The following is a 13,166-nucleotide window of genomic DNA, read 5'->3' as shown; positions in this document are numbered from 1 at the left end:
GGTTCACTCCTCGAAGTCGTGGGTCACTTCCTGGCCCCGGGTCAGCGCCTTGCGCAGCCAGGGCGGCGGGGTGCCCTTGAGCACCTCCTGCAGCTTTTCCAGGATGTCCAGGATGGGTTCGGGCTGGGGCACCTTGATCGGGTGGATCTTCAGGGCCACCACGCGGGCCGCGCCGCTGCCGCCGATGGCGGCCACGTACAGGATGGCGCAGTCGTGGATGGCATCCAGCTTGGGCGCGAGCTTGTCCTCGTTGCCGTCCTCGGCCAGGTCCTCGCCGAAGTGGAAGGTCTGCACGAAGCTGAAGCCCTCGGGCGTCACGTCGTAGATCGCCAGGTGCTTGGCCCAGCCGAAGTGGGCGTCGACACGCTGCTCGTCCTGGGTTGCGAAAGCCACTTTCATCGCAGGCTCCTCGGGTGGATGGAATCGGGGGTCACGCCGCCGCGTCGGCGGGGCGTGCGCGGGGGATCTGGGCCGGCACATGGGCCACGCCGGGCATGGCCGCGGCCACCTGCCCCTGGGCGGCGGCCAGTGACAGCGCCGGCAGCGGCCAGTCGTCGGCGTGGTGGTGGTGGATCAGGTCGATGAACAGGTTGCCCAGCTCGTAGACGAAGTTGCGCGTGCCGCGGTAGCCGACATGGCAGATGTGCGCATTGCCGATGCGGTCGAACATCGGGATGCCCAGTCGGAACAGCGGCAGGCCCAGGCGTTCCGACGCCTGGCGGCCGTGCGCATGGGTGATCAGCACATCGCAGCCGGCCGCCTTGGCCGCCAGCTCCAGGTCTTCCAGGTCACCGATCACCACCTCGTTGGCGGGCAGGCGCGCCAGCACCGGGCTCTGGGTGGTGGTGACGCAGACCGACAGCTCCACCCCCATCTCGGCCAGGAAGCTGCCGGCGTCCCACAGCAGGTCGGGCTCGGCACCAATGGCCACGCGCTTGTTGCCGAAGTGGAAATGGCCGTCCAGCATCGCGTCCACCAGCTGGCTGCGCTGGCGCCGCCACTTGGCGGGCACCGGCCGGCCGGAGAGCTCGGACAGGCGCTGCATCAGCGCGTCGGTGGCGGTCAGGCCGGTCAGGCGGTCGAACAAGGTGAAGGGCACGCCGCAGCGCGCCTGCAGTTTCTCGGCCGCTTCGCGCATCTGCTCGCCCAGGGCCAGGCAGTGTTCGGCCGTGCCCAGGGCCTTCAGATCGGCCAGCGGGGTGCCACCCAGCGTGGTGCCCAGCCAGTCGTCGGGGATGTGTCCATCCAGCGAGCCGGAGACGTCCGGCGCGATCAGCGGGGTCAGACCGAAGGATTCGATGATCTCGCGCAGCTCTTCGAGGTCGCCCGGGGTCAGGTGGGCGCCCGGCAGCACCGCCACGCGGCCGGCCACGGTGGGGCGGCCGGCTTCGGGCAGGTTCTTCACCAGGGCGGTGACCGCATGGGCCCAGCCGTCCTGGAAGGCGCCCACGTAGTCGGGCGTGGAGACGTAGACGATCTCGGTGTCGGCCAGCTCGGGGTGCTTCTGGCGGGCCAGCTCGATGTAGGCCTCCACATCGTCGCCCTTGGTCTCGGTCAGCCCGGTGGAGCAGAGGGCGATCAGCTGCGGCTTGGCCCGCTGGCGGATGTTGAGGAGGGCCTTCTCGATGTTCTCGTAGCCACCCAGGATGGTGGTGACCTCGTTCATCGCCGTGGTCTGCAGCGGAATGGCCTCCTTGAAGTGGCGCACCAGCAGCACCAGGCCGAAGGAGGTGCAGCCCTGCGAGCCGTGCATGACGGGCATGCAGCTCTGCAGGCCCATGAAGGCGTAGCTCGCGCCCAGGGGCTGGCTCATCTTCAGCGGGTTGACCGCACACGCCTTCTTGGATTCGCTGACATGGGCCATGGGGCACTCCTGCACAAGCGGGTTCGGTCAGTCCATCGCAGGTTTGGTGCCAACCATGAAGTCCTTTGAATTCAAGGACTTGGCGCACCACACGGGCCACAACCCCTGCGCGGGCTTTGAAAGGTTTGAGACAAAGTCCACCGTGACGGCCTGCTTCAATGCGCCGCCTCGCTGGCCAGCTGCGCCGCGTCCTGCTCGCGCAGCAGCGGGTCTTCCAGCTCCCAGGGCGCCGGCGTGCGCACCTGCGCCCACATCGGGTTGAACAGGGCCTTCTCGATCTCGGCCACCATGGTCACCATGCCCTCGTAACCGGCAAAGGCATGGTGGCGCTCCTGGTTGATGTCCATCCAGGGCATGCGGGCCTTGAGCGCGATGAACTGGCTGCGCCCGCCACTGAGCATGATGTCGGCCTTGGCCTCGCGCAGCATGGCGTACATCTGGCGCGGGGTCATGTCGTCGATCATGTGGGCGTCGGCCTGGTCGCCGAACATCTCCTTGATCTTGTCCTTGTCTTCCTTGGTGGACTTCTTCACCGAGGTGCCCACCACCTGCAGTCCGGCCTCCTGCAGCGCCGAGACGACCGACCAGCTCTTCACGCCGCCGGTGATCAAGAGCACCTTCTTGCCGGCCAGGCGCTCGCGGTAGGCGCGGATGCGCTCCCAGGCCCGCGCCTCCTCGGCCGCGATCAGCGCCTCGGTGCGGTCCTTCAGCTCCGGGTCGGCCCCGCGCTCGACCAGCAGCCGCGCGATCTCGCGCAGCGTGGTGCTCATGTCCGAGATGCCGTAGAACGAGCCCTCGAAGTACGGGATGCCGTAGCGGTCCTGCATGCGCGTGGCGATGTTGATCATCGACTTGGAGCAGACCATCATGTTGGCCTTGGCCCGGTGCGCGGTGGCGATCTCGTGGTAGCGGCCATCGCCCGAGATGCAGGACAGGATGCGCACGCCCAGCGCGTCCAGCAGCGGCTTGATCTGCCAGAGCTCACCCGAGAGGTTGTACTCGCCGATGATGTTGATGTCGTAGGGCGTAGTGGTCTCGGGCTCTTCGGTGCCGATGACATAGTCCAGCACGCTCTCGGCGCCGAGTTTGTTGCCCAGGTTCTTCGGGCCCGCAAAGCCCGGCGCGTTGACCGGGATGACCGGCTTGCCGAACTTCTCGGTGGCCCGCTTGCAGACGGCCTCGATGTCATCGCCGATCAGCGCGGTGACGCAGGTCTGGTAGACGAAGACCGCCGGCGGGTCGTACTTCTCGATGATCTCGCGGATGGACTTGAACAGGCGCTTCTCGCCGCCATAGATCACGTCCAACTCGTTGATGTCGGTGGTGAAGCCGGTGCGGTAGACCTGCGAACCGCTGGAGGCGCTGTGCCGGTTGTCCCAGCTGTTGCCCTCGCAGGCGATGGGGCCGTGCACCAGGTGGGCCACGTCCACGATGGGCTGCAGTGCGATCTTGGCGCCGTCGAAGGCACAGCCGCCCGCCGCAGCTCCCGGCGTGAGCTGCTTGGTGCAGCCCTTCTTGCGCTCCTTCTCGCTCTTGCCCTGGTTCTTGTCGCAACCGGGTTCATCAAGGACCTGGGCGATCTTGGCTTTCAGCGACGCGGACATGGGGGCCTCCTGGCGCAGTGCAAGCGTGGTGCGGTGTGACTCACCATGCAGCTTCGGTGCCAACCCGGTCTGACCGCAGAACCTGAGACAGATCAATCACTTGGCGCCAGTGCCCGCGCGGCGGACCTTGGCGCGTTTGCGACAAACCCCACAGCCGCGCGCCCTGGCGTTTGATCTGGCGCAGAAGCCAGGCCCATGCCACGGTGCCGTCATGCAGACGACCCGGAACCGTCACGCACGGTGGTCACGCTGGCGGGGTGTCACATTTCCTGGAGCCACACACCGTGCATGACTTCATCGCCAAGCTGCGCACCCTGCGCTGGGACGACCACCGCTACTACCACCAGTGCCGCATCAACCAGACGCTGCACCTGGTCAGCGCAATCAGCTTCCTGGTGGCCTACGGCCTGCTGTTCGTGGACCCGGCCGCGGCCGCCCTCGTGGGCTGGTGCGTGGGCATGGTCAGCCGCCAGTCCGGCCACATCTTCTTCGAGCCCAAGGGCTACGACGCCATCAACGGCTGCAGCTACGAAGCCAAGGAAGGCTTCAAGGCCGGCTACAACATGCGGCGCAAGGCCATCCTGATTGGCGTGTGGCTGGCCCTGCCGCTGCTGCTGTGGGCCCGGCGCGATCTGTTCGGGCTGATCATGCCCAGCACCGGCACGGTCGGCGTGCTCGGCCTGAGCGGCTACTGGCACGACCTGGGCCTGCTGTGGCTGGCCTTGGGCACGGGCGGCGTGCTGCTGCGCACGCTGCAGCTGTGCTTCCTGCGCAGCCCGGCCTGGGGCCTGGCCTGGATGAGCAAGATCATCACCGACCCGCTGCACAACATCGATATCTACTGGCGCTCGCCCATCGCGCTGCTGCAGGGCCAGCGCTACGAGCCGATCGACCCGGCGGCTGCGCACTGAGCGCAGCAAGGCCTCAGGCCGGCAGCTGGAAGCCGCTGATCACCTGCGCCAGCTGGCGGGCCTGCTGACGCAGGCTCTCGGCCGCGGCGGCGGACTGCTCCACCAGCGCGGCGTTCTGCTGGGTCATCTGGTCCAGCTGGGCCACGGCGGTGTTCACCTCGCCCAGGCCCTGGCTCTGTTCGCCGGCGGCGGTGGAGATCTCACCGACGATGCGGCGCACCTGGCCGACGCTGTCGACCACCTTGCCGATGGTCTGGCCCGCATCGCCGACCAGACGGGAGCCGTTCTCCACCTGCGCGACACTGGCGCCGATCAAGGTCTTGATCTCCTTGGCGGCCTCGGCGCTGCGCTGGGCCAGCGAGCGCACCTCACCGGCCACCACCGCGAAGCCGCGGCCCTGCTCGCCGGCCCGGGCCGCCTCGACGGCCGCGTTCAGCGCCAGGATGTTGGTCTGGAAGGCAATGCCGTCGATCACGCCGATGATGTCGGCGATCCTCTGGCTGGCCTGGTGGATGTCGCCCATGGTCTTGACCACCGCCTGCATCACCTCGCCGCCCTGCTGGGCCACGCCGGCCGCGCCACCGGCCAGCTGGTTGGCCGTCCGGGCCGCATCGGCGGTGTGCTGAACGGTGCCGGTGAGCTGCTCCATCGAGCTCGCCGTCTGCTGCAGGCTGGACGCGGTCTGCTCGGTGCGGGCGCTCAGGTCGGTGTTGCCGGCCGCCACCTCGCGGCTGGCCACCTCGATCGAGTCCGTCGCAGCACGCGCCTGGCTGACCAGGCGGCGCAGGGATTCCTGCATCTGCGCCACGTCACGGGTCAGCAGCGCGGTCTCCGATGCACCGTCCATCGTCGGCACCTCGTGGCTCAGGTCACCCTGGGCGATGCGCTGGGCCGCCTGCTGCAGGCGGTTGAGCGGCGCGGTGAGGCTGCGTGCCAGGCTCCAGGCCATCGCCACCGCCAGCAGCACGCCCAGGCCGGTGCCTCCCCACAGCGTGGCGCGGGCCCGCGCCAGATGCTGGCTGACCTGCTCGGCCTGGGCCGCCTGCCGGGCCAGCTCGCTCTGGCCGATCTGCTCAGCGGTCAGCCAGGCCACCAGCAGCATCAGTGCGATCACAACGCTGTAGCCCAGCGCCAGGCGGCGTCCCAGTTTCAGTCGGTCGAGCACTTGCATGGGTCTCCTTGGTTGTGTTGTGAAGCGCGGTTCTGGACGGACATTTCGGCGGCCGACAGGGGGACTGAAGTGGCGCCGGCGGCCAAAACCGGTGCGTCACCGACCCACAATGCGCACTCCCCGTTCCACGAACCGCCCTGCCATGCGCCTCCTCCTGCCCCGTCTGCCGATCCCGTCCCTGCGCTGGCGCCGCCCGGTCGGCCTGCTGGCCCTCCTGCCCCTGACGCTGGCCGCCTGTGCCCAGCCCCCCGTGGCCTCCACCCCGGTGCCGGCAGCGTCGGGCATCCCGCTGCGGCTGATGGCGGTGAACGACTTCCACGGCCACCTCGAAGAAGAGGCGGACCTCACGCTGACCTGGTCGGCGTCGGCCCCGGCCGGCCCGGCTCTGCGCCTCCCCACCGGCGGCGCCCCGGCACTGGCGGGGCTGGTGCAGGCCCTGCGGGCCCAGGTGCCGCACAGCCTGTTCCTGTCCAGCGGTGACCTGGTGGGGGCCGCGCCGCTGGTGTCCTCGCTGTTCCGACACGAATCCACCGTGACGGTGATGAACCAGATCGGGCTGGACCTGGGCATTCCGGGCAACCACGAGTTCGACGCCGGCCAGACCGAGCTGTTGCGCCTGCTGAAGGGCGGGTGTGCGGCCGCCGACCCCACCCTGAGCAGCTGCGCCACCGGCCCCTACCCGGGGGCGCGCTTTCCGCTGCTGGCCGCCAATGTCGTGAAACAGGCGGACGGCCAGCCGCTGCTGGCCCCGGCCCTGGTGCGCACGATCGGCGGCGTGAAGGTGGGCTTCATCGGCGCGGTGACGCGCCACACCCCGGCCATCGTCGTGCCGTCCGGCGTGGCCGGGCTGCGCTTCACCGACGAGGCCGAGGCCATCAACCGCACCGCCGCCGCGCTGCAGGCCCAGGGGGTGCAGGCCCTGGTGGCCCTGGTGCACGAAGGGGGCGAGCTGGACGCGGCCCACCGCAGCGACTGGAACGACGAGCGCTGCCCGGGCGCCAGTGGCGCCATCTTCGACATGGCCCGGCACATCACCCCGGCGGTGGACGTGGTCTTCTCGGCCCACACCCACCAGGGCTACCGCTGCCTGATCGACGGCCGCCCGGTGGTGCAGGCCGGCTCCTACGGCCGCGGCCTGGCCGTGGTGGACCTGGTGCTGGACCCGGTCACCGGCGACGTGGACCGGGCCGCCACCCGCAGCCGCAACCTGCCGGTGCTCAACGACCACACCCCGGCCGCGGCGCGGGCGCGGGTGCTGGCCGACACGCCCGCCCCCTGGCATGACGCCCTGGCCCAGGCCCGCGAGGATGCCGGCGTGGCTGCCACGGTGGCCCGCTATGCCGCACTGGCCGCGCCGCAGGCCGACCGGCCGGTGGGCCGCATCGGCGGCAGCTTCACCCGCGCCGGCGCGACGGACAGCACCGTGGGCCGGCTGGTGGCCGACGCCCAGTTGGCCGCCACCCGGGCCCCCGCCCTGGGCGGCGCGCAGATCGCGCTGACCAACCGGGGCGGGCTGCGCAGCGACCTGCTGTGCCACGGCACGCCCCCCTGCCCGGTCAGCTTTGGCGAAGCCTTCACCCTGCAGCCCTTCGGCAACAGCCTGGTGGTGATGACGCTGACCGGCGCCGAGCTGAAGGCCTTGCTGGAAAACCAGGCCCACCGCGCCGACGATGAGCCTCACTGGCTGCAACCCTCGGCCAGCCTGCAGTACCGCTGGCGGCGCAGTGCCGCGCGGGGCCAGCGTGTGCAGGAGATGCGGCTCAACGGCCAACCGATCACGCCGGACCAGCCGCTGCGGGTGGTGGTGAACAGCTACCTGGCCGAGGGCGGGGACGGTTTCCACGGTTTCCGCGCGGGCCGTGAGCGGCTGGGCGGCGTGCAGGACCTGCAGGCCCTGGTGGAGCAGCTGGCCCGTGGGCCAGCCCCGGACCCGCAGCCGCGCATCACGCTGGCCGACTAGGCAAAACGCCAGGTGTTGCGCCCGGCCGCCTTGGCGCGGTAGAGCGCGCCATCGGCCAGGCGCGACAGCTCGTCAAGCGTGCGTCCCTGGGTCGGATAGCAGGCCACACCGATGCTGGCACTGGTGCTCATCGGCTCGTCACCGAACACCACCGGGCGCTCGAAGGCCTGCACGATGCGGCGGCACACCGGCTCGATCGTGTGCGGGTCGGTCAGCCCGGAGAGCAGGATCGCAAACTCGTCGCCGCCGATGCGGGCCACCGTGTCCACCTCCCGCACGGCCTGTTTCAGCCGCTCGGCAGCCGCCTGCAACAGGGCATCGCCGGCCGCGTGGCCCAGGCTGTCGTTGATCTGCTTGAAGCGGTCCAGGTCCAGCAGCAGCAGGGCAAAGCCGCCCTCGCCCTCGCGCCGCACCGTGCTGGCCAGGCGGTCGAAGCGCTCGGCCAGCATGCGCCGGTTGGGCAGGCCGGTCAGCGCATCGAAGTAGGCCATCTCGGCCAGCTTGGCCTGGCTCAGCTGCAGCTCGGCACTGCGCTGCTCCAGCTCGGCCGTGCGCTCGGCCACCAGTTGCTCCAGCTCATGCTGACGGCGGGTCAGCCAGAGCGTGCGCACCCGCAGCATCCCCCACAGCAGGGCCAATCCCAGCAACGCCGCCAGCAGGCGAAAGCCGACCCGCTGGAACCAGGCGGGCTGCACCTCGACGTCGATCACCATCGGCGGCGACGACCACAAGCCGTCGGCGTTCGAGCCGCGCAGCTCCAGCCGGTACTCGCCCGGCGGCAGATTGGTGTAGGCAGCGCGGCGGCGGCTGGCATCGGTCGGGATCCAATCCTCGTCGTAGCCGTCCAGGCGGTAGGCATAGCGGTTGGATGAAGGCGCCAGGTAGTCCAGCGCGGCGAATTCCACCGCCAGGTCATGCTGCCCCGGAGGCAGCGTCAGCCGGGTCACCTGCCCGGGCTGGTTGAAGCGCCCCATGGTCTGGGCCTGCCCGCCCACCCAGACCTCGGTGGCCACCACCGGCGCCTGGTAGGTGCGCCACTCGGTGACCTGGGGCACCACCACGCTGATGCCCCCCAGGCCGCCGAAGATCAGCTCGCCCTGGGGCGTGCGGGCGCCCGAGGCGGCCCAGTATTGCAGCAGCGCCACGCCTTCCTTGGCCCCGTAGGCCCGCACCGCCAGCGTGGCCGGGTCGATCTGCACAATGCCCTGGTCGGTGCTGGCCCAGACGCCGCCGAGGTCATCGGGCAGCACCTTGTTGATGAAGTCCTTGGGCAGGCCCTGCGCCGAGCCCAGGTGGCGCACCTGGGGATGATCGCTTTCGGGCGCGTCGACCACGAACAGGCCGGTACCGCCGGTGGCCACCCAGAGCCGCCCCTTCGGGTCCAGCTCCAGCGAGGTGACATTGACGCTCGCCAGGGCGGCGTCCTGCCAACGGCCTCCAGCCCCCAGGTGAAGCACCTGGCCGGTGCGCTCGTCATAGAGGTTCACGCCGCTGTTGGTGCCCACCCAGATCCGGTGCGGCGATGCCCGGGTGATCGCGCTGATGCGGCGGTCGCTCATGCCGACGGCCCACCGCGCACCCTCGGGTCGCCCCTGGCGGTCCAGCGTGAGCCGCCACAGCCCCTCCGGTCCGCCGACCCAGATGCCGCTCCAGCCCCGGGCCAGCACCTGCACCTCCTCGTCCGACCGGTGGCCCGGCACCTCCAGCCGCCGCACCCGCGTGCCGGCCAGATCGGCCAGGTACAGGCCTTTTTGCGTGCCCAGCAGCACCTCGGCGCGCTGCTCCAGCGGCAGGCCGGTCAGCACGCGCTCGGGCGGCAAGGCGGCGAGCGGGTGTTTCATGTCGGGGCGCAAGGTGGCCACCACCCCCTGCGCCGGATCGACGATGTCGACCCCTTCGGTGCCCACCCCCAGCCAGATGCGGCCGTCGGGCGTCGGGATGACCGCGAGCACATCCTCGCTGCGCAAGGTATCGCGCGGTCCGTCCCCGCCAAACACGGTGTGGACGAAGGTGGCCTGCAGGTTGTGGCGCAGCAAGCTGCGCGAGGTGCCGACCCAGAGGATGCCGGAGCGGTCGCGAAACAGGGACCAGATGGCCTCGCTGTCCAGGCCGAAGGCGCTGGTCGCGTTGCGGTGGATGCGCCGCAAGGTCAGGTTGTTCTCGTCCACCAGCACCAGGCCGTTGCTGCGGGTGCCCACCCAGACCTGCCCGTCGCCGGATTCCACCAGCGAGCGCACGGTCTGCTGGTCCAGGCCCGCGGCCGCGTCCACGCTCCGGCTCTCGACCCGGCGCAGGCTGCCCTGGGCCAGGTCCAGCACCCACAGGCCCTGGTGGTCGACCGCGATCCAGAGCCGGCCCCGCTGGTCCTCCATCAGCCGGCTGATCCGAGGTGTGTCGCCCGTGCCGGGCAAAGGGTAGCGGGCCACGCCCCGGCCATCGGCCGCGGCCCGGAACAGGCCCGCGTCGGAGCCGATCCACAGCTGCCCGGACCGGTCGGTCAGCACCGCCTGCACGGCGGGGTCCTCGGTGCGCCCGGGGTTCAGCACCACCCGCTCGGCCCGGCCGGTGGTGGGGTCCAGCCGGTCCAGCCCGGCGCCCGTGCCCACCCACAGGCAGCCTTGCGGCGCGCCGGCGATGACATTCACCCCCACATGGCGCAGGCCGTGCGGGCCAAGCCCGACGGATTCGAAGTCATCGCTGTGGGGACGGTAGCGCACCAGACCATGGGCGACGGTGCCGATCCACAACGTACCCTCGGGGGCGACCCAGAGCGACTGGATGAAGCCATCGGGCAGGCCGTGGGGCTGGCTCAGGTCCGCGGAATAGGTGCGCAGGCGGTAGCCGTCCCAGCGGACCAGGCCCTGCTGCGTGCCCACCCACAGGAAGCCGACCGGGTCCTGGGCCATGGCCATCACGCCCAGGTCGTTGGGCTCGCCGGTGGCGCTGGTGACGCGCTGGAACAGGCGGTCGTCCCAGCCGCTCCAGCGGCCCAATGGCGCCGCCAGCGCTGTCAGGCAGGACAGCGCCATCCACAGGACAACGGCAAGACCTCGGAACATGCGCAGCGGGGTTGGGTGGAGGACTCGGCGCGGGCAGACCGCACCCCTCCCACCGGAAAGCAGGGAATTCTCCACTGCTATCGACCGCCGCAGGAAAAAACTGAGCCCGGACGCGGGCCCGGCGTCAATGGTCGTCGGCCAGCGCTTCCACGGCGATCAGCTGCTCGCGCAGGGCCCAGCGGGCCCGCCAGCCGCCGGGGGCGTCGAACAAGGCGTCGGGCGCGTCCACCGCGGCCAGCGCCACGTCCTCGTGGCCATAGACCCGCCACTGCCCGCCGCGGGCCTGCAGTGCCGCCAGGCCGGCCTCCAGCGGCGTCACCGGCTCGGGCCGCAGCTGGCCGGCCCCCAGCAGGTGGTCGGCGCGGTAGAGCGGCGTGTCCCAGCCATGCGTGTCCGCCAGGGCGCAGATGGCCGGGCAGGCGCTACGGGCGTCCGGGCTGTCGGGGGTGCGCTCGGTCAGCGCCAGCAACTCGCGGGCGGTGATGACGTCGTGCACCGCCCAGGGCTCCAGCGTGTCTTCGGTGCAGACCTTGCGCAGGAAGTCGTCGGCGTCATAAGCGAACCAGCAGCGGGCGGGCGTGCTGTCCGGCTGTTCGACCACGAAGATCATGGCCGCCTCCCGTTCACTCGGCGCCTTCGGCGAACACCTTCTTCCAGGCCGCCTGGCGCATGCGCTCGGACACCGCCAGCGCCGAGCCGTCGAAACGGTCATGGTGGCGACGCAGGGCGGCCTGGGCCACCGAGGCCTCCGGCATCGTCAGCGGCAACCGCCCGGCCATGTGCGTGGCGTTGGGCACCGCCTTCAGGATGGCCTGGCGGTTGGGGTGCTCCTCCAGCACGACGACCTCGTCGGTCTCCGGCTGACCCGCGAGACAGACCCAGCCGTTGATGACCTCGACGGCGCGGCCGTCCAGAGTGGTCTTGACGAGTACCTTGTCCATGCTGTGCCACCTTTGATCGAAGAGGAGCGGCTGCGGCCCACGGTCACCCGTGGGCCGCGGTCCGCGTTCAGCGGATGATGTCGTAGCTGTAGTCCGTCTTGCCCGGGACGATGGTGTTGGCGTCCAGGGTCTCGAAGAACTCGTCCAGGAACATCACCAGCGTGCGCAGCGCACCCTCGTAGCCCCAGGTGGGGAAGCGGTGGTAGTGGTGACGGTCGAAGATCGGGAACACCATGCGGATCAGCGGCGTGCCGGTGTCGCGCTCCAGGTACTTGCCGTAGGTGTTGCCGATCAGGAAGTCCACCGGCTCCACGTTCATCAGGCTGCGCATGTGCCACAGGTCGCGCTTGGGGTAGGCCTTGCAGCCGGCGCCGTAGGGCGAGGCGTCGAAGAGCTTCTGGACCTTGCCGGCCCAGTCTTCGGTACCGTTGGTGGACAGCACGTGAGCCGGCTCGGCGCCCAGCTCCAGGATGAACTCGGTCAGGCCCAGCAGCTGGTCCGGATCGCCGTACATCGCGAAGCGCTTGCCGTGCAGGTGGGCCTGGCTGTCGGCCATGGCATCCACCAGGCGGCCGCGTTCCTTGATCAGCTGCTCGGGCACATCCTTGCCGGTCAGGTCGGCGATGGCCTGGATGAAGCGGTCGGTGCCGGCCACGCCCACCGGGCAGTTCAGCACCACGACCTCCTGGCCCTTCTCCTTCAGGTACTTGATCGTCTTCTCGGCGCAGAACTCCTGGAAGACGATGGTGGCCTTGGCGTTCAGGGCCTTCTCGACCGTTTCCTTGGTGGTGCCGCCTTCGTACATCCGGAATTCGCCATCGGTGGGGGTGTCCCACACCTCGGACGGGTCGCAGATGATGTTGTAGTCCGCACCGAACAGGTCGAAGATGCGCTTGACTTCGCGCATGTTGCCGACCACGAAGCCGTCGAAGCCGCCGATGAAGTTGATCGACGCATCCGGCACGCGGGTCAGCGGCTCGGCGGTGCCGGCCTTGCCGTCCCAGAAGTGCTTGAGCACGCCCAGCAGCGCGTTGTCGTAGCCGGTGATGTGGCTACCGACGAAGGCCGGGGTGTGGGCGAACGGCACATCGAAGTCGGCCGGGATCGAGCCCTTCTGCTTGCTGTTCTTGATGAAGGCGTCCAGGTCGTCACCGATCACCTCGGCCATGCAGGTCGTCGAGACGGCGATCATGTCCGGCTTGTAGAGGTTGTAGGTGTTGGCCAGGCCGTCGATCATGTTGTTCATGCCACCGAACACGGCGGCGTCTTCCGTCATCGACGACGACACGCAGCTGGTCGGCTCCTTGAAGTGGCGGCTGAAGTGCGAGCGGTAGTAGGCCACGCAGCCTTGCGAGCCGTGCACGAAGGACAGGGTCTTGTGGAAGCCATTGGCCACATAGACCGCGCCCAACGGCTGGCAGGCCTTGGCGGGGTTGACGACCAGCGAGTCACGGGCGAAGTTCTTCTCCATGTACTCGCGGGACTTGGTCCAGTCGCGGATCTCCTGGACCTTGGCATCGCTGTGGTTGAACTCGAAGTTCTCCTTCTTGTTCTTGAACAGCTCCTGGTATTCCGGCTCGCGGAACAGCATTTCGTGGTCAATGACCTTGTCGGCGTTTTGAGGCATGGTGGCGCTCCAGACGATTCAGGTTGGAT

Annotated in this window: 10 protein-coding genes; 2 read left to right on the top strand and 8 right to left on the bottom strand. The window is 69.7% G+C overall.

Annotation, left to right across the window (positions count from 1 at the left end; all coding sequences use genetic code 11):
* Positions 1-3 precede the first annotated feature (3 nt).
* The 3 genes from nifX to nifE all read right to left on the bottom strand — a co-directional run bounded on the left by nifX (position 4) and on the right by nifE (position 3,468).
* Positions 4-399: a nitrogen fixation protein NifX gene (nifX, locus tag KGA65_RS19390; RefSeq protein ID WP_225864772.1), complete on the bottom strand. Its 396-nt coding sequence runs from the start codon at positions 397-399 to the stop codon at positions 4-6.
* A 31-nt stretch (positions 400-430) separates the two neighbouring features.
* Positions 431-1,864 (bottom strand): nitrogenase iron-molybdenum cofactor biosynthesis protein NifN, encoded by a 1,434-nt coding sequence (gene nifN, locus KGA65_RS19385; RefSeq protein ID WP_225864771.1) that lies wholly within the window; start codon positions 1,862-1,864, stop codon positions 431-433.
* Between the two features lie 155 nt (positions 1,865-2,019).
* Entirely contained in the window at positions 2,020-3,468 is a 1,449-nt protein-coding gene (nifE, locus tag KGA65_RS19380) for a nitrogenase iron-molybdenum cofactor biosynthesis protein NifE (RefSeq protein WP_225864770.1), read from the bottom strand.
* Positions 3,469-3,752: 284 nt separating this feature from the next.
* On the opposite strand from nifE, the gene KGA65_RS19375 reads away from it, so the two are divergent.
* Complete coding sequence (locus KGA65_RS19375) at positions 3,753-4,379, top strand: hypothetical protein (RefSeq protein ID WP_225864769.1); 627 nt, start codon at positions 3,753-3,755, stop codon at positions 4,377-4,379.
* Positions 4,380-4,392: 13 nt separating this feature from the next.
* Here the strand turns inward: KGA65_RS19375 and KGA65_RS19370 are convergent, their stop codons facing one another.
* Complete coding sequence (locus KGA65_RS19370; protein WP_375142657.1) at positions 4,393-5,550, bottom strand: methyl-accepting chemotaxis protein; 1,158 nt, start codon at positions 5,548-5,550, stop codon at positions 4,393-4,395.
* A gap of 142 nt (positions 5,551-5,692) precedes the next feature.
* Between KGA65_RS19370 and KGA65_RS19365 the strand changes: the two genes are divergently transcribed.
* Entirely contained in the window at positions 5,693-7,510 is a 1,818-nt protein-coding gene (locus KGA65_RS19365; protein WP_225864768.1) for a bifunctional metallophosphatase/5'-nucleotidase, read from the top strand.
* Here KGA65_RS19365 and KGA65_RS19360 read toward each other — a convergent pair.
* The 4 genes from KGA65_RS19360 to nifK form a co-directional block, all read right to left on the bottom strand.
* Complete coding sequence (locus KGA65_RS19360; RefSeq protein WP_225864767.1) at positions 7,507-10,569, bottom strand: ligand-binding sensor domain-containing diguanylate cyclase; 3,063 nt, start codon at positions 10,567-10,569, stop codon at positions 7,507-7,509. The two genes, KGA65_RS19365 and KGA65_RS19360, sit on opposite strands and share 4 nt — an antisense overlap.
* Before the next feature lie 124 nt (positions 10,570-10,693).
* Positions 10,694-11,179: a hypothetical protein gene (locus KGA65_RS19355; protein WP_225864766.1), complete on the bottom strand. Its 486-nt coding sequence runs from the start codon at positions 11,177-11,179 to the stop codon at positions 10,694-10,696.
* 13 nt (positions 11,180-11,192) lie between these two features.
* On the bottom strand, positions 11,193-11,510 hold the full coding sequence (locus KGA65_RS19350) for a hypothetical protein (RefSeq protein WP_225864765.1): 318 nt from the start codon (positions 11,508-11,510) through the stop codon (positions 11,193-11,195).
* Positions 11,511-11,577: 67 nt separating this feature from the next.
* On the bottom strand, positions 11,578-13,137 hold the full coding sequence (gene nifK, locus KGA65_RS19345; protein ID WP_225864764.1) for a nitrogenase molybdenum-iron protein subunit beta: 1,560 nt from the start codon (positions 13,135-13,137) through the stop codon (positions 11,578-11,580).
* Positions 13,138-13,166: the final 29 nt, after the last annotated feature.

This window comes from Ideonella benzenivorans (assembly GCF_020387415.1).
Taxonomy (GTDB): Bacteria; Pseudomonadota; Gammaproteobacteria; order Burkholderiales; family Burkholderiaceae_C; genus Ideonella; species Ideonella benzenivorans.
Note: the sequence above shows the minus strand (reverse complement) of the source record. Positions and strands in the feature narration are given on the sequence as shown.

Coding starts and splice junctions, on each gene's coding strand:
- KGA65_RS19350 (WP_225864765.1), bottom strand. CDS start 11,510: ATGGACAAGGTACTCGTCAAGACCACTCTGGACGGCCGCGCCGTCGAG.
- nifK (WP_225864764.1), bottom strand. CDS start 13,137: ATGCCTCAAAACGCCGACAAGGTCATTGACCACGAAATGCTGTTCCGC.
- nifE (WP_225864770.1), bottom strand. CDS start 3,468: ATGTCCGCGTCGCTGAAAGCCAAGATCGCCCAGGTCCTTGATGAACCC.
- KGA65_RS19360 (WP_225864767.1), bottom strand. CDS start 10,569: ATGTTCCGAGGTCTTGCCGTTGTCCTGTGGATGGCGCTGTCCTGCCTG.
- nifN (WP_225864771.1), bottom strand. CDS start 1,864: ATGGCCCATGTCAGCGAATCCAAGAAGGCGTGTGCGGTCAACCCGCTG.
- nifX (WP_225864772.1), bottom strand. CDS start 399: ATGAAAGTGGCTTTCGCAACCCAGGACGAGCAGCGTGTCGACGCCCAC.
- KGA65_RS19355 (WP_225864766.1), bottom strand. CDS start 11,179: ATGATCTTCGTGGTCGAACAGCCGGACAGCACGCCCGCCCGCTGCTGG.
- KGA65_RS19365 (WP_225864768.1), top strand. CDS start 5,693: ATGCGCCTCCTCCTGCCCCGTCTGCCGATCCCGTCCCTGCGCTGGCGC.
- KGA65_RS19370 (WP_375142657.1), bottom strand. CDS start 5,550: ATGCAAGTGCTCGACCGACTGAAACTGGGACGCCGCCTGGCGCTGGGC.